The sequence below is a fragment of the Pseudomonas sp. 273 genome (assembly GCF_029201425.1).
GTDB classification, from domain to species: Bacteria; Pseudomonadota; Gammaproteobacteria; order Pseudomonadales; family Pseudomonadaceae; genus Pseudomonas; species Pseudomonas delhiensis.
The window spans coordinates 3,561,254-3,577,199 of sequence record NZ_CP116775.1 but is presented as its reverse complement, the minus strand read 5'-3'; the positions used below and the strand labels follow the sequence as shown (position 1 = coordinate 3,577,199).

Genomic DNA, 15,946 nt, shown 5'->3' with positions numbered 1-15,946 from the left:
CTGGATCACCGAGGGCCTGAACCTCTACCTGGCCCTGACCGGGCAGACCAGCTTCGGCGACGCGCTGCTCACCCCGAGCAGTTCGGCGTCGGCGGCAGCCAGTTCGGCCGTGGCTACGACCCGTCGGAAATCTCCGGCGACAAGGGCCTGGCCGGCAAGGTGGAGCTGCAGTACAACCGCTACCACGAGTTCTTCCGCCACCCGGTGCCGACCCAGTACTACGGCTACTGGGACGTGGGCAAGGTGTGGAACGAGAAGCCGCGCTACGTGAACTCCGAGAGCCTGGCCTCGGCCGGCTTCGGCGCGCACTTCCAGGTCGCCAGCGACACTTACGTGAGCCCGGAACTGGCCTTCCCGCTGACCCGTTCGGTTTCCGCCGAGGAACTGCACGACAAGAACGGCAAGTCGCCGCGCTTCTACCTCAACTTGCTCAAGCTGTTCTGACCCTCCCTCCGCCCGGTGGCCAGGTGCCACCGGGCGCATTCGTCGCGCCGGCTTGTACCCTCGCGCTCCCTGTCTATCGTTCTTCCTGCCATTGCCGCCCCGACGGTGCCGACGAACGGTCGGCGCCGCTGTCGATTGCGCCACCCGCGCATCGACTAACCGGCAGAGCGGGGCAGTGGGCCCACTCGACTTCACGAGAAGAGGAGAACCACCATGCGCTTCATGGCGATAGTCAAGGCCACCGCCGACTCCGAGGCCGGCGTCATGCCCTCCGAAGAGCTGCTGGCGGCCATGGGCAAGTTCAACGAGGAACTGGTGGCCGCCGGGGTGATGCTCGCCGGCGAGGGCCTGCAGCCCAGCGCCAAGGGTGCCCGGGTGCGCTTCGACGGTGCCTCGCGCACGGTCATCGACGGCCCCTTCGCCGAGACCCGCGAGCTGATCGCCGGCTTCTGGCTGCTGCAGTGCGACTCGCTGCAGGAATGCGTCGACTGGATCAAGCGCAGCCCCAATCCCTTCGACGGCCCGTCGGAGATCGAGATTCGCCAAGTCTTCGAGGCCGAGGACTTCGGCGCCGAATTCACCGAGGAACTTCGCGAGCAGGAAGAACGCCTGCGCGCCCGGATCGCCGGCAAATCCTGAGCCGGCAGGAGACTCCAGATGAAAATCCAGGCCTACCTGATCTTCGACGGCAACTGCGAGGAAGCCTTCACCCGCTACGCCGAAGTGCTCGGCGGCAAGCTGCCGATGCTGATGCGCTTCAAGGACGCCCCGGACATGGGGCAGATTCCGCCGGATGCCGCCGACCGCGTGATGCACGTGCGCCTGGAGGTGGGCGACCAGGTGCTGATGGGCTCGGACAACTGCCCGCCGATGCCCTACGAGGGCACCAAGGGCGTGTCCGTTTCCCTGCAGGTGGACAGCAAGGCCGAGGCCAGGCGCATCTACGACGCCCTGAGCGAGGGCGGCCAGGTCACCATGGAACTGCAGCAGACCTTCTGGGCTGCCGCCTTCGCCATGTTCACCGACCGCTTCGGGGTGCCCTGGATGGTCAACTGCGAGCAGGATCGCTGACTGCGGATGCTCCCGGGACGTAGGGCGTATGACGCTCCGCGTCATACGCCGTTTGGCCTTGGTTTCAGGCAGCGCCGAATTCGGCCTTGGCGCCACCGGTGATCGCGGTGAATCGGCGTACAACCGCGAACGGTTGTACGCCCTACGCCCAGGCATCCATGGCAGTAGAAGTGTTCGATAACCGCACCGATAGTCGATAATCGCATTGTTTGGTCCCGGTGGCCGGCGCTACTGTCTTGCCCATCGGCATCCCCGGATGCCCTGGACCCAAGACGAGACCGACAATGGCTGAACTCCTGACCCTCCGCGAAGCGGTCGAGCGTTTCGTGAACGACGGCGATACCGTCGCCCTCGAAGGCTTCACCCACCTGATCCCCACCGCCGCTTCCCACGAGCTGATCCGCCAGGGCAAGAAAGACCTGCACCTGGTGCGCATGACCCCCGACCTGGTCTACGATCTGCTGATCGGCGCCGGCTGCGCGCGCAAGCTGACCTTCTCCTGGGGCGGCAACCCCGGCGTGGGCTCGCTGCACCGCCTGCGCGACGCGGTGGAGAAGGGCTGGCCGCGGGCGCTGGAGATCGACGAGCACAGCCACGCCGACCTGGCCAACTCCTACGTGGCCGGCGCCTCCGGCCTGCCGTTCGCGGTGCTGCGCGCCTACGCCGGCTCCGACCTGCCGAAGGTCAACCCGAACATCAAGTTCATCGAGTGCCCCTTCACCGGCGAGCAACTGGCCGCCGTGCCCTCGGTGCGCCCGGACGTCACCGTGATCCACGCGCAGAAGGCCGACCGCAAGGGCAACGTGCTGCTGTGGGGCATCCTCGGCGTGCAGAAGGAAGCCGCCCTGGCCGCCAAGCGCTGCATCGTCACCGTGGAAGAGATCGTCGACGACCTGAACGCGCCGATGAACGCCTGCGTGCTACCGACCTGGGCGCTGTCCGCCGTCTGCCACGTGCCCGGCGGCGCGCACCCGTCCTACGCCCACGGCTACTACGAGCGCGACAACCGCTTCTACCAGGCCTGGGACCCGATCGCCCGCGACCGCGAGAGCTTCACCGCCTGGATCGACACCTACATCCGCGGCACCCAGGATTTCAGCGAGTTCCAAGCCAAGATCGCGGAGGGCAAATAATGAGCGCCTACAGCACCAATGAAATGATGACCGTGGCCGCCGCCCGCCGCCTGAAGAACGGCGCCGTGTGCTTCGTCGGCATCGGCCTGCCGTCCAAGGCCGCCAACCTCGCGCGCCTGACCTCCTCGCCGGACGTGGTCCTGATCTACGAATCCGGCCCCATCGGCGCCAAGCCCAGCGTGCTGCCGCTGTCCATCGGCGACGGCGAGCTGGCCGAGACCGCCGACACCGTGGTGCCCACCGGCGAAATCTTCCGCTACTGGCTGCAGGGCGGGCGCATCGACGTCGGCTTCCTCGGCGCCGCCCAGGTGGACCGCTTCGGTAACATCAACACCACCGTCATCGGCGACTACAACTCGCCGAAAGTGCGCCTGCCCGGCGCCGGCGGCGCCCCGGAAATCGCCGGTTCCGCCAAGGAAGTGCTGATCATCCTCAAGCAGTCGCACCGCACCTTCGTCGACAAGCTGGCCTTCATCACCTCGGTCGGCCATGGCGAGGGCGGCGACCACCGCCAGCAGCTCGGCCTGCCCGGCAAGGGCCCGGTGGCGATCATCACCGACCTGTGCATCATGGAACCGGAAGCCGGCACCAACGAATTCATCGTCACCGCGCTGCACCCGGGCGTGAGCCGCGAGCAGGTGGTGGAGAACACCGGCTGGGCCATCCGCTTCGCCGAGCAGGTGATCGAGACCGTGGCCCCCACCGAGGTGGAACTGGAAGCCCTGCGCGCCCTCGAAGCCCGCACCGCCGCCGCCCATGGCCAGCAAGGAGGTGAGGAATGAGCCGCGAGGTCTTCATCTGCGACGCAGTGCGCACCCCCATCGGCCGCTTCGGCGGCGCGCTCTCGGCGGTGCGCGCCGACGACCTGGCCGCCGTGCCGGTCAAGGCCCTGGTCGAGCGCAACCCGCAGGTCGACTGGGCGCAGCTGGACGAGGTGTACCTCGGCTGCGCCAACCAGGCCGGCGAAGACAACCGCAACGTCGCGCGCATGGCGCTGCTGCTGGCCGGCCTGCCGGAAAGCATCCCCGGCGTGACCCTCAACCGCCTCTGCGCCTCGGGCATGGACGCGGTGGGCAGCGCCTTCCGCGCCATCGCCAGCGGCGAGGCCGAGCTGGTCATCGCCGGCGGCGTCGAGTCCATGTCCCGCGCGCCCTACGTAATGGGCAAGGCCGACAGCGCCTTCGGCCGCGGCCAGAAGATCGAGGACACCACCATCGGCTGGCGCTTCATCAACCCGCTGATGAAAACCCAGTACGGCGTCGACGCCATGCCGCAGACCGCCGACAACGTCGCCGACGACTACAAGGTCTCGCGCGCCGACCAGGACGCCTTCGCCCTGCGCAGCCAGCAACTGGCCGGGCGCGCCCAGGCCGCCGGCTACTTCGCCGAGGAAATCGTCCCGGTGGTGATCAAGGGCCGCAAGGGCGAAACCGTCGTCGACACCGACGAGCACCCGCGCCCGGACACCACCCTGGAAGCCCTGGCCAAGCTCAAGCCGGTCAACGGCCCGGACAAGACCGTCACCGCCGGCAACGCCTCGGGCGTCAACGACGGCTCGGTGGCGCTGATCCTGGCCTCCGCCGAAGCGGTGAAGAAACACGGCCTGAAGCCCCGCGCCAAGGTGCTGGGCATGGCCAGTGCCGGCGTCGCCCCGCGGGTGATGGGCATCGGCCCGGTGCCGGCGGTACGCAAGCTGCTGGAGCGCCTGAACCTGGCAGTGAGCGACTTCGACGTCATCGAACTGAACGAGGCCTTCGCCGCCCAGGGCCTGGCGGTCACCCGCGAGCTGGGCATCGCCGACGACGACGCGCGGGTCAACCCCAACGGCGGCGCCATCGCCCTCGGCCACCCGCTGGGCGCCAGCGGCGCACGCCTGGTCCTGACCGCCGTGCACCAGCTGGAGAAAAGCGGCGGCCAACGCGGCCTGTGCACCATGTGCGTGGGCGTGGGGCAGGGCGTGGCCCTGGCGGTCGAGCGCGTCTGAGGCTGTCTATTGGTTTCCCGCGAACGCGGGAAACCAGCGACTGAAGCTGCAATAATCCCGGCGCCCGCATTCCAGCGGGCGCCGCTCATGAATGAACGGGAGTTTCCGATGCCTACCGTCAAACTCGCCGACGGCGACCTGAACTACCTCCTCGAAGGCCCGGCCGGCGCGCCGGTGCTGGTGCTGTCCAACTCCCTGGGCACCGACCTGCACATGTGGGACGCGCAAGTGCCGGCCTTCACCCAACACTTCCAACTGCTGCGCTACGACACCCGCGGCCACGGCGCCTCGCTGGTCACCCCCGGCCCCTACAGCATCGAGCAGAACGGCCGCGACCTGCTGGCCCTGCTGGATGCCCTGGGCATCGCCAAGGCCAGCTTCTGCGGCCTGTCCATGGGCGGCCTGATCGGCCAGTGGCTGGCGATCAACGCCCCCGGGCGCATCGAGCGCCTGGTGCTGTGCAACACCGCCGCGAAGATCGGCACCCCGGAAGTCTGGAACCCGCGCATCGACACCGTGCTCTCCGGCGGCGCCCAGGCCATGCGCGACCTGCGCGACGCCTCGATCTCGCGCTGGTTCACCGCCGACTTCGCCGAGGCCCAGCCGGCCAAGGTCGAACCCATAGTGGCCATGCTGGCGCAGACTTCCCCCGAGGGCTACGCAGCCAACTGCGCCGCCGTGCGCGACGCCGACTTCCGCGAGCAACTGGGTGCCATCCGCGCACCGACGCTGATCGTCTGCGGCAGCGGTGACCCGGTGACCACCACCGAGCACGGCCGCTTCCTGCGGGAACATATCCAGGGCGCCGAACTGGTGGAATTCCACGCCGCGCACCTGTCCAACGTCCAGGCCGGCGATGCCTTCAGCGACAAGGTGCTGGCCTTCCTGCGCGCTTGATGCGGCTCCGCTCCACGCTCTTGTAGGAACTGTCTTGCAGCCTGCGCCGAGATGCTCTTCGTAGGAGCGAGCTTGCTCGCGAACAAAAGCGGTGCCATGCGGTTCGCGAGCAAGCTCGCTCCTACAGGTTGCCGGAAGGCGTGGCATTTCCCTGTAGGAGCGGACTTTGTCCGCGATTGGATTCACCCGCCACGCCGGACACCCCGATGGCACGGCCAACGGCGGATAACCGCGAACGGTTATTCGCCCTACGGTCGATTGCCTCCGCCACGCGGAACCATCCGGTGGCACGGTCGTAGGAGCGGACTCCGTCCGCGATCGGGCTTTCAGGATGACACCGGACTTCCCGACAACGCCGGACGGCTCCCTCTCCCGCTTGCGGGAGAGGGCTGGGGAGAGGGCGCAGGGCCAACCCGAAGCACAGTTACCGCCAGGGAATACCATTCGGGGCCATGGCGGTGGGTATCGCTTCATGTCCACCCATCCTACAGGCGCCACGTCAGCCTCAGGCCTGCTTCACGCGGCGGGCTGTAGACGGTGACGAAGCCGTTCTGGTAGCCCACCGCGTCGTAGCGCTGATCGGTGGCGTTGTCGGTATAGGCCGCGACTTCCCAGTTGCCGCGCTGGTATCCGGCCACCAGGTTCACCAGGGCATAACCATTGCGTTCATACTGGTTGGCCGCATCCAGGTAGACCTTGCTGCTGCCTGTCACGCTGGCTTGTGCGTACCAACCCTGCGGCGCGTCGTAGCGGATGCCGATGTGCCCGGTCAGATCCGGCGCGAACGGGTTGTGCTTGCCGTCGTAATCGGCAGCACCATCCTGGAAGCGGTCGAAGCGCGTACGATTCCAGGCCAGCCCGCTCTTGAGCTGCCAGCCATCGCCGAGCAGGTAGTCCATATCCAGCTCGACGCCCTTGGACGTCGCCGTTGCGGCGCTGGTGATGTACATCATGCCGACGGTGGGCATCTGCATGACCTGCATGTCATCGATGTCCATGACATAGGCGGCCAGCGAATAACGAATGCGCTTGTCGAGAAGCCAGCCCTTGAGGCCGGTTTCATAGGACCAGTTCTTCTCCGGGTCGTAGGGCAGATAACCCATGGCGGGGGCCAGCACATTGAAGCCGCCTGTGCGCACGCCCCGGCTGGCACTCACATACCATTGGTGATTGGCGGTTATCTGGTATTGCAGCGCGAGTTTGGGCGATACGTGTGTCCAGCCTTTTTCCTGGCTTGTAGCCCCTCGTGGATGCAGTTCCACTTCATTGCGCTCGACACGTGCTCCGGTATCCAGGGACCACTTGGCTGACAAGGGGAGGTTCCAGTGGGTGAACAGGGCGGCGGTATCGCTCTCTTGATCTGCGCGGATGTCCGACAGCCCCATCATGGTCTTGCTGGTGCTGTGCAGATCGTTGTCGCTGTGATCGCCATAGACGCCAACCAGCCAACTGGACTCCCCAAGTTTTCCCTCCAGGCGGAACTCCTGGGATAGCGTGCGCAGATGATGATCGCGCCCGACGTGCAAGACGTCGGCCGGCATGAAGTCCGTGTCCTGCTGAATCCGGTCCTTGAAGTCGTTCCAGGCCGTCACCGAATGCAAGCGCAGGCCCGAGGCGAATTCATGCTGGACATTGAAGGACAATGTCTGTCCCTCGGAGCGATTCCAGCTCGGCGTTCCGGAAGCGACCTGTGCTCTTGGCGCGCTGGGTGAGCCCCAGAGGGATGCGCCATCGTCATACGCCTGACGCGTATAGCGCATGACCACATCCGTCGAGGCCCCTGGCGTCCAGCGCAGCCCCATATTGAGGTTGTTCTGCTCGCGATCGTCCTCTTCGTGCCCCGTGTGGGTGTTGTCGATGAAGCCGTCCTGGCTCGACCAGTTGCCCGATACGCTGGCATATAACAGGTCGTCCACCAGCGGCTGGCTGAGCGCGAAGCGCATGACGCGCTTATCCCGGCTGCCTGCTTGCGCTGATACGCTGGCTCTGGGCGTGGCGTCCATCGGCAGGCTGTGGATGGCAATCACGCCGGCCTCGGCGTTGCGGCCATACAGGGTGGATTGCGGACCGCGAATGACCTCGATGCGATCCAGATCCAGCATGCCGTTCTCGAACCCCTGCGCCGTCAGCGTGGGAACGCCATCGACCAGCAGCAGAGTGGAGGTGGAGAAGCTGTTGAAGTTGGCCGTCAGCCCGCGCATGACAGGCGAGTTCATACCCGCTTGCCCGAACGGCTGGAATGACAGGCCGGGAATACGTCCTTCCAGTTGCTCGAGGCTGGTAATGCCGGACTGCTCCACATCCCGGCCATCGATCACCGCCACGCTGGCGGGCACTTCTTCCAGCGGTCGTTCCATTTTCTCCGCGGTGACGGTAATTGCCGGTAGGGCCTGGGGTTCTTCCTTGGCGTTGGTGGCATCCGCTGCGAATGCCGCCTGGGTATCAGGCGCAAAGGCGGAGATCAGAACGGAGGCCATCATGGCCCGCCGGCCAAGCGCCCTTGCACCTTTGCCCCTGCGAGGGATGGGGCCTCGTGGTCCCTTCATATGTGCTCCTTCGAGTTTTGCTTCGGTTCCGTTGTCGGTTGCCCGGTCACGTAGGGCTCAACGCCTGGTTCGTGGGCCTCTTCGGCCAATATCGACTGTGCCGAGCGCTCCACTTTTCCGCGTACCTGCCAGGCCAGGACGAAGGAGAACAGCACCCCCAGGGTCAACATGAGAAGCATGCCGGTGTAGCCCAGGTGGTCGAGCAGCACTCCCGCCGCGATCGGCACAGCCAGGCGCGAGACGGTGAATACCGTGGTTTGCAGGCCATAGTCCGAGGCGTTGCGCTGGCGCCGGGTGAAGAACATCGTCAGCCCGAACATCAGTGCCGAGACGGCTCCCATGCTGGCCGCCACGCCGATGGCGCTGGCGATCAGCCAGGTCGCCCCCAGTCCGGCCCAGACCGTGAGCGTCAATAGCGCAAGCGCGCACAGGGCCGCCAATAGGTACAGCGCGATGGCCCGTGCAGCGCCCAGTCTCGGCACCAGTTGCCCGCCGAGCAGACTGGACAGCGCGCCGGTCATGCTGCCGACGACACCGACGATGAGGGCCACGCGCTCCAGCGGCATGCCCATGTCGAGCATCAGCGGTTTGAGGTAGAGCCACACCGCGCCTATGCAGGGGAAACTGGTCAGCAGCAACAGCGTCCATTGCCGTGCTCCCGGCTGGCTGAAAAAGCCGGCCCAGTCCGCCTTCACGCTCGGGGCTGGCGCAACGCCAGAGGTTGTCTGCGCGGGCAATGCCGCCTTTACGCGCAGCGACAGGAAGGGCAAGGCACCGATCAGCAGACCTGCGCCCATCAGCCAGAAGGGTGCCCGCCAGCCCAGACGCGACTGCACCATGATCAGGATGCCGCCGCCGAGGATGGCAGCCAGGAACAGCGCGGCAGAACGGATGCTGCCGGCGCGCAACTGCTCACTGCGTGGCAGGCACTGCACCGCCAGCGCATTCAGTGGGATATCGGTCCAGGTGGCGGCAATGCTGATGGCGAAGGTCAGTGCAAACAGCATTACGCGATCGCCGATCAGGTCGTGCCGACCGATCAGCCAATACAGCGCCAACAGCAGCGCACAGAGCAGCAACAGCCAGTGCACGAAATGCCCGCGCCCCAGGCGTATGCGCTGTACAGGTACGGCAAGCAGGAATTTGAAGATCGCCGGCAGCGCGGCAAGCTGGAACAATCCGATCTCGGTGCCGGTCCAGCCGTGCTGACGCATCACCAGCGGCATGCCGAACATCAGATAGATGCCGGGCACCGCCAACGCCAGGTTCATCCAGCCGAACAACAGCTGCAGGCCGAACAGCCCGGACCTGCTCATGGGCGGTCCTTCCCTTTGCGGGCAAGCAGAACGGCAACGGGGGCTACCGGAAAGCGGACGTCGTCCAGTTGCTCGACCCGGTCGAACCCTACCCGCTGCAGCTGTGTTGCCAACTGCCCAGCGTGCCACACGTGGCGCCCCTGCATGCGCATGTGCAGGTAATACTGCAGAACCGGCCTGGCCTGGCGCGCGGCGTCCGCGATCTCGGCATGGCAACAGACAAGCAGCCCGCCTGGACGCAGCGCCGTATACAGGCGGTTCAGGGTGGCCGGGACATCCGGCACGAAATGCAGCACCGACGAGCACCAGATCAGGTCGTAGCCGCTGCCGAAATCGTCCTGCGCCAGGTCACCGCCACATGCGGTCAAACGGCCGGAAAGGGCGGCATGCTCGATGTTCTGCTGCGCCACCGCCGCGACAGCCGGGTACTCGAACACCGCGCCGGACAGTTCCGGCTGCAGCTTCGCCAGCGCGATCGCCACCAGGCCGGGGCCGCCGCCCAGGTCCAGCATCCGTCGCGCCGTGGCGAATTCCGGCTGCTGGCCGAGGACCGCGCAGGCCACTTCGACCGTGATCGCCTGCTGCTCCTGGGCAATCTGCACCCGGGCCGCCTCGGCCCAGCCTTGTTGCTGCGCAACCGGGGCGGGCAAGGGTGGCGTGCGCTCGCACAGTTGATCGGGCAACTGCATGCCTGCCTGCCGTAGCACCCGATGGCGATAGAGCAAGGCATCTCCGCAGTAACGGGGCGAGCCCGCATGCAGGTAGGGTTGCAGTTCAGTACGCGTGCGGTAGGTGGCCTCGCCGTTGGCCGTGTACTTGCGCTCGAGCACATCCAGGCTCCACAACAGCTCAAGGAAATAGCCGGCGTTGGCGGGCAACAGCGACAGGCGTTCGGCGAGTTGTTGCGTGCTGACGTAGTCGTCCAACTGCACGAACATTTTCGCCTCCAGGGCTGCCCGCAAGGCGTCGGCACCCAGGCCGGCCAGTTGCATGTCCCAGCAGGATTGCAGGACGTGGGGTCGGGCGAGAGGAGGAGGGGGCGTCAGGTTCTCGATGGGTTCAGGCGCCATGGCTAGCCCCTCTGCTCTGTGAATCGAAGGCATCGGTTTTCCTTTTCGGCTTTGTTCATGGGGAGGCAATGCTGGTCCCCGATGGAGCGATGCCTTAAATTAATGAGAATCATTGCTTTTTATGTATGCGAGAGGCACGGATTTCTATGCGGAAGATCTGCAAGGGCGGAAGGAAGAGATGAGCGCACGCAAAAGCCGCTGTCGGCTGACACTGGAAGCGCCCCGCATCCACAGCGTCCTGGCGGACGGCAAGACACGCCTGCAACTACCCGACGAAATCGGTGATTGCTTCCATGATTTTGTCGAACTGGAGCCAGGGCTGGGCCTGGGCAGGCTGCACTACCGCCCCGGCATTGCATTGACCGAGGAAACCCACGGGCCGCACGAGGGGCGGGTCATGGTCATTACCCTCGGCATGAAAGGTCGCTCCCGCTACGAAGGGCAAGACGCCACCCGCTTGGAATTTCAGAAGGGCTATACCACCGTCTCTTCATTCCAGGGCATAGCCGGCGAGAGGCGCTACGAGGCAGATGAAACCGTGTCGCAGCTGCGCGTGGTGGCGCACGAGTCCCTGATCGGCAAGTACCTGGGGCCGCAGCGGGCCGCGGAAATCCTCGGCAGCCGGCAACTCAGCCGCCTGGCTTTCCGGGCCAGCACGCCGGCGGCGATGGCCCATGCCAATGCGCTGATCAGCCACCTGCTACCTTGCCGGAGTCAGCTCTCGCGGCTGGACCTGCACATCCACGCCCTCAGCCTGCTCAACGAACAGTTCAGCCTTCTGTTGCCGGAACATGGCGCCGCTTCGTCCCCATTCTCACCGGCGGATATCGAGTGCATCGAGCGAGCGCGGCAGATGATGGACGAACACCTCGACAAGCCCCTGACGCTCGATTACCTGGCCACCTCCGTGGGCATCAACAGGAACAAGCTCAAGGACGGCATGCTCTACCTGTACGATGCCACGCCGGCGGCGCTGCTGCTGAAGCTGCGCATGACCAGGGCTCTCAGCTTGCTCGAGACCGGCGAGCGGGTCTCCCAGGTCGCCTGGCAGGTAGGCTACGGATACGCCAACAATTTCACCGTTGCCTTCACCCGTTACTACGGCAAATCACCCAGGGCCCTGTTCGGTCGTCGGGTTGCCGACCCCTGAGGCGGCCTTCGCGCGGTCCCGATCTGCAACCGGCAGGCGTGGCCCGCCTTATGACTTCAGCACTTCGAGGTCCCGGTACAGCTCCAGCGCCTGCGGGTTGGCCAGGGCGTCGGTGTTCTTCACCGGCCGGCCGTGCACCACGTTGCGCACCGCCAGCTCCACTATCTTGCCGCTGAGGGTGCGGGGGATGTCCGCCACAGCGATGATCTTCGCCGGCACGTGGCGGGGCGTGGTGTTGGCGCGGATGGTCCGGCGGATCTTTTCCTGCAGCGCTTCGTCCAGTTGCACGCCTTCGCGCAGGCGCACGAACAGCACCACGCGCACGTCGCCTTGCCAGTCCTGGCCGATGGCGATGGATTCCAGCACTTCGTCGACCTTTTCCACCTGGCGGTAGATTTCCGCCGTGCCGATGCGCACGCCGCCGGGGTTGAGCACGGCATCGGAGCGGCCGTGGATCACCAGGCCGCCGTGGGCGGTTTCCTCGGCGTAGTCGCCGTGGGCCCAGATGCCGGGGAAGGTGGCGAAGTAGGCGTCGTGGAACTTCTCGCCCCGCGGGTCGTTCCAGAAGCCCACCGGGATCGACGGGAAATGCCGGGTGCAGACCAGTTCGCCCTTGCCGCTGCGCAGGCGCTTGCCGTCGTCGTCCCAGACTTCCACCGCCATGCCCAGCCCCTTGCACTGCAGCTCGCCGCGCCATACCGGCGCCGTGGGGTTGCCCAGGGCGAAGCAGGAGACGATGTCGGTGCCGCCGGAGATGGACGACAGGCACAGGTCGGCCTTGATGTCGCGGTAGACGTAGTCGAAGCTCTCGTGGGCCAGCGGCGAGCCGGTGGAGAGCATGCTGCGCAGGCTGTCCAGGCGGTGCGTCTGCGCCGGGCGCACGCCGGCCTTCTCCAGCGCCGCGATGTACTTGGCGCTGGTGCCGAAGACCTTGATGCCCTCGGCGTCGATCAGGTCGACCAGCCGCTCGGGGCCTGGGTGGAAGGGCGAGCCGTCGTAGAGCACCAGGCGGGCGCCCACCGCCAGGCCGGAGGCCAGCCAGTTCCACATCATCCAGCCGCAGGTGGTGTAGTAGAAGAGCACGTCGCCCGGGTGCAGGTCGGTGTGCAGCGCGTGCTCCTTCAGGTGCTGCAGCAGCACGCCGCCGGTGCCGTGGACGATGCACTTGGGCACGCCGGTGGTGCCGCTGGAGTAGAGGATGTACAGCGGGTGGGCGAAGGGCACCGGGGTGAACCCGGGTTCGCCGCCGCCCTGGTAGAAGTCGTCCCACAGGGTGACGCGTGCAGCGGATTTGCAATCCGTTGCACGCGCCTCTGGCCGGGCATAAGGCACCAGCACCAACTCTTGCAGCGATGGCAACTGCGCCAGTATCTCGTTGAGCTTGCCGGTCAGGTCCAGCACCTTGCCGGCGTAGCGGTAGCCGGCGCAGGCGATCAGCACCTTGGGCTCGATCTGGCCGAAGCGGTCGATCACCCCCTGGGTGCCGAAGTCCGGCGAACAGCTGGACCAGGTGGCGCCCAGGCTGGTGGCGGCGAGCATGCCGACGAGGGTCTGCCAGGTGTTGGGCATGAAGGCCACCACGCGGTCGCCCATGCCCACCCCGGCGTCGCGCAGGGCGCGCTGCAGGCCGGCGACCTGGGCGGCCAGCTCGGCGTGGCTGAGGCTTTCGCGGCTGCCGTCCTCGCCGATGGCGACCACGGCCGTGGCATCGTCGCGGCGGCGCAGCAGGTGTTCGGCGAAGTTCAGGGTGGCGCCGGAGAACCAGCGCGCGTCGGGCATCCGCGGGCCTTCTTCGAGCACCGTGCGCGGCGGGCTGTGGAAGCGCACGTCGAAGCCGTCGACGATGGCCTGCCAGAAGGCCTCGCGATGTTCGATGCTCCAGGCGTGCAGGGCAGGGTAGTCGGCCAGTTCCAGGCCGTGGCGCTGGTTGACCTGGCGGCGGAAGGCATCCAGCCGGGTGGCGGCGATGCGTTCGGCGGAGGGGGTCCACAAGGGCTTCATCGGGGCGTCCGTCCATCCACTTCTTGTCCTGCCAGTGTGGCACGGGATTCCGGCGGCTTCAGCCCATCGATGAATGGGCGGGGGACGGGCCCCCGCCTGGCGCGGCGCTACTGCGCGACCCAGCCGCCGTCCATGTTCCAGGCGGCGCCACGCACCTGGGCGGCGGCTTCGCTGCACAGGAACAGGGCCAGCTCGCCCAGCTGGGCGGGGGTGACGAATTCCAGCGACGGCTGCTTTTCCGCCAGCAGGTCGTGGCGCGCCTGCTCGGGGCTGGCGCCGGCGGCGACGCGGGCGTCGATCTGCTGCTGCACCAGCGGCGTCAGTACCCAGCCGGGGCAGATGGCGTTGCAGGTGATGGGCGTAGTGGCGGTTTCCAGGGCGACGCTCTTGGTCAGGCCGACCACCCCGTGCTTGGCGGCGACGTAGGCGCTCTTGCCGGCGGAGGCCACCAGGCCGTGGGTGGAGGCGATGTTGAGGATGCGCCCCCAGCCGCGCCGGCGCATGCCCGGCAGCGCCAGGCGGGTGGTGTGGAACACCGCCGACAGGTTGATGGCGATGATGGCGTTCCAGCGTTCCACCGGGAAGTCTTCCACGGCCTCCACGTGCTGGATGCCGGCGTTGTTCACCAGGATGTCCAGGGCGCCGAACTCGCGTTCGACGTAGGCGATCATTTCGGCGATCTGCGCCGGGTCGGCCATGTCCGCCGGGTGGTGGCCGACGCGGGTGCCGTGGCGGCCCAGTTCGGCCAGCGCGCCCGCGACGTCGCCGAAACCGTTGATCACCACCTGGGCGCCGGCCGCGGCCAGGCGCTCGGCGATGCCCAGGCCGATGCCGCTGGTGGCGCCGGTGACCAGCGCGATCTTGCCTTTGAGGTTCATGGGTGTTTCTCCTGCCGGTGGCGGCCCGGAAAGGGCCGCCGGGTGATGCGTGGCGTCAGACGATGCCGGTTGCGTAGAAGGTAGCGATCACCACGAATACCGCCAGGGTCTTGATCAGGGTGATGGCGAAGATGTCCTTGTAGGCCTCGCGGTGGGTCAGCCCGGTGACCGCCAGCAGGGTGATGACCGCGCCGTTGTGCGGCAGCGTGTCCATCCCGCCGCTGGCCATGGCGGCGACGCGGTGCAGGACCTCCAGGGGGATGTTGGCGGCGTGGGCGGCGGCGATGAACTGCTCGGACATGGCCGCCAGGGCGATGCTCATGCCGCCGGAGGCCGAGCCGGTGATGCCGGCCAGCGCGGTGACGGTGATGGCCTCGTTGACCAGCGGGTCGGGGATGCGCTTGAGCGCGTCGGCCAGCACCAGGAAGCCCGGCAGCGAGGCGATGACCGCGCCGAAGCCGTATTCCGAGGCGGTGTTCATCGCCGCCAGCAGGGCGCCGGAGACCGCGGTCTTGCTGCCCTCGGCCAGGCGGCTGCGGATCACCCGGTAGCTGCTGGCCAGCACCAGCAGGATGCCCAGCAGCAGCGCCGCCTGCACCGCCCAGATGCCGGTGAGCTTGCTCACGTCGCTGGTCACCGGCGCGGCCATGCCGGCCAGCTGCAGGCTGTGGGTCTTGCCGTAGAGCTGCGGGATCCAGTGGGTGAACAGCAGGTTGGCCACGCCCACCAGCACCAGCGGCGACAGCGCCAGCAGTGGGTTGGGCAGGGCGATGTCGCTGGCGGTTTCCGGTTCGTTGCGCAGCTCGCGGCCATAGCCTTCGCCGGCGGCGTGGGCGCGGTTGGCCTGGCGGCGCAGGAACAGCATGCCCACGGCGAACACGAACAGGCTGCCGATCAGCCCCAGCCAGGGCGCGGCCCAGCCGTTGGTGCCGAAGAAGGCGGTGGGGATGATGTTCTGGATCTGCGGGGTGCCGGGCAGGGCGTCCATGGTGAAGCTGAAGGCGCCCAGGGCGATGGTCGCCGGGATCAGCCGCTTGGGGATGTCGCTCTGGCGGAACATCTCGGCGGCGAAGGGGTAGACCGCGAACACCACCACGAACAGCGACACGCCGCCGTAGGTGAGCAGGGCGCACACCAGCACGATGACCAGCATGGCCTGGCGGGTGCCGAGCAGGCGGATGGCGGCCGCGACTATGGAGCGCGAGAAGCCCGACAGCTCGATGAGCTTGCCGAACACGGCGCCGAGCAGGAACACCGGGAAGTAGAGTTTGACGAAGCCGACCATCTTCTCCATGAACACGCCGGTGAAGGCCGGCGCCACCGCGGACGGGTCGGTGAAGAGCACGGCGAGCAGCGCCGCGATGGGGGCGAAGAGGATGACGCTGTAGCCGCGGTAGGCGGCCAGCATCAGCAGGGCTAGGGCGGCGAGGGCGATGACCACGCTCATGGGCAGTTC

The 15,946-nt window shown here is 67.0% G+C and carries 14 protein-coding genes; 8 read left to right on the top strand and 6 right to left on the bottom strand.

Annotated features, from left to right (window positions below):
* The 7 genes from PKO50_RS16485 (at position 1) to pcaD (ending at position 5,529) form a co-directional block, all read left to right on the top strand.
* Positions 1–444: a ShlB/FhaC/HecB family hemolysin secretion/activation protein gene (locus tag PKO50_RS16485; RefSeq protein WP_275630488.1), complete on the top strand. Its 444-nt coding sequence runs from the start codon at positions 1–3 to the stop codon at positions 442–444.
* A gap of 213 nt (positions 445–657) precedes the next feature.
* Positions 658–1,083 (top strand): YciI family protein, encoded by a 426-nt coding sequence (locus PKO50_RS16480; protein WP_275630332.1) that lies wholly within the window; start codon positions 658–660, stop codon positions 1,081–1,083.
* Between the two features lie 18 nt (positions 1,084–1,101).
* Positions 1,102–1,515 carry a VOC family protein gene (locus tag PKO50_RS16475; protein WP_275630331.1) on the top strand — a complete coding sequence of 138 codons (414 nt, stop codon included), beginning with the start codon at positions 1,102–1,104 and terminating at the stop codon, positions 1,513–1,515.
* A gap of 284 nt (positions 1,516–1,799) precedes the next feature.
* Entirely contained in the window at positions 1,800–2,648 is an 849-nt protein-coding gene (locus tag PKO50_RS16470) for a CoA transferase subunit A (RefSeq protein WP_109933931.1), read from the top strand.
* Positions 2,648–3,430 carry a CoA-transferase subunit beta gene (locus PKO50_RS16465; RefSeq protein WP_109933930.1) on the top strand — a complete coding sequence of 261 codons (783 nt, stop codon included), beginning with the start codon at positions 2,648–2,650 and terminating at the stop codon, positions 3,428–3,430. Before PKO50_RS16470 ends, PKO50_RS16465 begins: the two co-directional genes overlap by 1 nt.
* Complete coding sequence (gene pcaF, locus PKO50_RS16460) at positions 3,427–4,632, top strand: 3-oxoadipyl-CoA thiolase (RefSeq protein WP_275630330.1); 1,206 nt, start codon at positions 3,427–3,429, stop codon at positions 4,630–4,632. The genes PKO50_RS16465 and pcaF overlap by 4 nt, the downstream gene beginning before the upstream one ends.
* A gap of 108 nt (positions 4,633–4,740) precedes the next feature.
* Positions 4,741–5,529, top strand: a complete 789-nt coding sequence (gene pcaD, locus PKO50_RS16455) for a 3-oxoadipate enol-lactonase (RefSeq protein ID WP_275630329.1) — start codon at positions 4,741–4,743, stop codon at positions 5,527–5,529.
* A 485-nt stretch (positions 5,530–6,014) separates the two neighbouring features.
* Here the strand turns inward: pcaD and PKO50_RS16450 are convergent, their stop codons facing one another.
* The 3 genes from PKO50_RS16450 to PKO50_RS16440 form a co-directional block, all read right to left on the bottom strand.
* Positions 6,015–8,009 (bottom strand): TonB-dependent receptor, encoded by a 1,995-nt coding sequence (locus PKO50_RS16450; RefSeq protein WP_275630328.1) that lies wholly within the window; start codon positions 8,007–8,009, stop codon positions 6,015–6,017.
* 62 nt (positions 8,010–8,071) lie between these two features.
* Positions 8,072–9,391 carry an MFS transporter gene (locus tag PKO50_RS16445; RefSeq protein ID WP_275630327.1) on the bottom strand — a complete coding sequence of 440 codons (1,320 nt, stop codon included), beginning with the start codon at positions 9,389–9,391 and terminating at the stop codon, positions 8,072–8,074.
* Positions 9,388–10,461 carry a class I SAM-dependent methyltransferase gene (locus PKO50_RS16440; protein ID WP_109935823.1) on the bottom strand — a complete coding sequence of 358 codons (1,074 nt, stop codon included), beginning with the start codon at positions 10,459–10,461 and terminating at the stop codon, positions 9,388–9,390. The genes PKO50_RS16445 and PKO50_RS16440 overlap by 4 nt, the downstream gene beginning before the upstream one ends.
* Positions 10,462–10,639: 178 nt before the next feature.
* On the opposite strand from PKO50_RS16440, the gene PKO50_RS16435 reads away from it, so the two are divergent.
* A complete protein-coding gene (locus PKO50_RS16435) occupies positions 10,640–11,611 on the top strand; it encodes an AraC family transcriptional regulator (RefSeq protein WP_275630326.1) in 972 nt (323 codons plus the stop codon).
* A 48-nt stretch (positions 11,612–11,659) separates the two neighbouring features.
* Here the strand turns inward: PKO50_RS16435 and PKO50_RS16430 are convergent, their stop codons facing one another.
* The 3 genes from PKO50_RS16430 to PKO50_RS16420 form a co-directional block, all read right to left on the bottom strand.
* Positions 11,660–13,612 (bottom strand): acetoacetate--CoA ligase, encoded by a 1,953-nt coding sequence (locus PKO50_RS16430; RefSeq protein WP_275630325.1) that lies wholly within the window; start codon positions 13,610–13,612, stop codon positions 11,660–11,662.
* Positions 13,613–13,719: 107 nt separating this feature from the next.
* Positions 13,720–14,490 (bottom strand): 3-hydroxybutyrate dehydrogenase, encoded by a 771-nt coding sequence (locus PKO50_RS16425; RefSeq protein ID WP_089394301.1) that lies wholly within the window; start codon positions 14,488–14,490, stop codon positions 13,720–13,722.
* A gap of 55 nt (positions 14,491–14,545) precedes the next feature.
* Entirely contained in the window at positions 14,546–15,937 is a 1,392-nt protein-coding gene (locus PKO50_RS16420; protein ID WP_275630324.1) for a GntP family permease, read from the bottom strand.
* Positions 15,938–15,946 lie beyond the last annotated feature (9 nt).

What these genes read in the sequence shown, in the direction of transcription:
- PKO50_RS16440 (WP_109935823.1), bottom strand. Translation starts at nt 10,461, where the DNA reads ATGGCGCCTGAACCCATCGAGAACCTGACGCCCCCTCCTCCTCTCGCC.
- pcaD (WP_275630329.1), top strand. Translation starts at nt 4,741, where the DNA reads ATGCCTACCGTCAAACTCGCCGACGGCGACCTGAACTACCTCCTCGAA.
- PKO50_RS16430 (WP_275630325.1), bottom strand. Translation starts at nt 13,612, where the DNA reads ATGAAGCCCTTGTGGACCCCCTCCGCCGAACGCATCGCCGCCACCCGG.
- PKO50_RS16470 (WP_109933931.1), top strand. Translation starts at nt 1,800, where the DNA reads ATGGCTGAACTCCTGACCCTCCGCGAAGCGGTCGAGCGTTTCGTGAAC.
- PKO50_RS16420 (WP_275630324.1), bottom strand. Translation starts at nt 15,937, where the DNA reads ATGAGCGTGGTCATCGCCCTCGCCGCCCTAGCCCTGCTGATGCTGGCC.
- PKO50_RS16445 (WP_275630327.1), bottom strand. Translation starts at nt 9,391, where the DNA reads ATGAGCAGGTCCGGGCTGTTCGGCCTGCAGCTGTTGTTCGGCTGGATG.
- PKO50_RS16425 (WP_089394301.1), bottom strand. Translation starts at nt 14,490, where the DNA reads ATGAACCTCAAAGGCAAGATCGCGCTGGTCACCGGCGCCACCAGCGGC.
- PKO50_RS16435 (WP_275630326.1), top strand. Translation starts at nt 10,640, where the DNA reads ATGAGCGCACGCAAAAGCCGCTGTCGGCTGACACTGGAAGCGCCCCGC.
- PKO50_RS16480 (WP_275630332.1), top strand. Translation starts at nt 658, where the DNA reads ATGCGCTTCATGGCGATAGTCAAGGCCACCGCCGACTCCGAGGCCGGC.
- PKO50_RS16475 (WP_275630331.1), top strand. Translation starts at nt 1,102, where the DNA reads ATGAAAATCCAGGCCTACCTGATCTTCGACGGCAACTGCGAGGAAGCC.
- PKO50_RS16465 (WP_109933930.1), top strand. Translation starts at nt 2,648, where the DNA reads ATGAGCGCCTACAGCACCAATGAAATGATGACCGTGGCCGCCGCCCGC.
- PKO50_RS16450 (WP_275630328.1), bottom strand. Translation starts at nt 8,009, where the DNA reads ATGATGGCCTCCGTTCTGATCTCCGCCTTTGCGCCTGATACCCAGGCG.
- pcaF (WP_275630330.1), top strand. Translation starts at nt 3,427, where the DNA reads ATGAGCCGCGAGGTCTTCATCTGCGACGCAGTGCGCACCCCCATCGGC.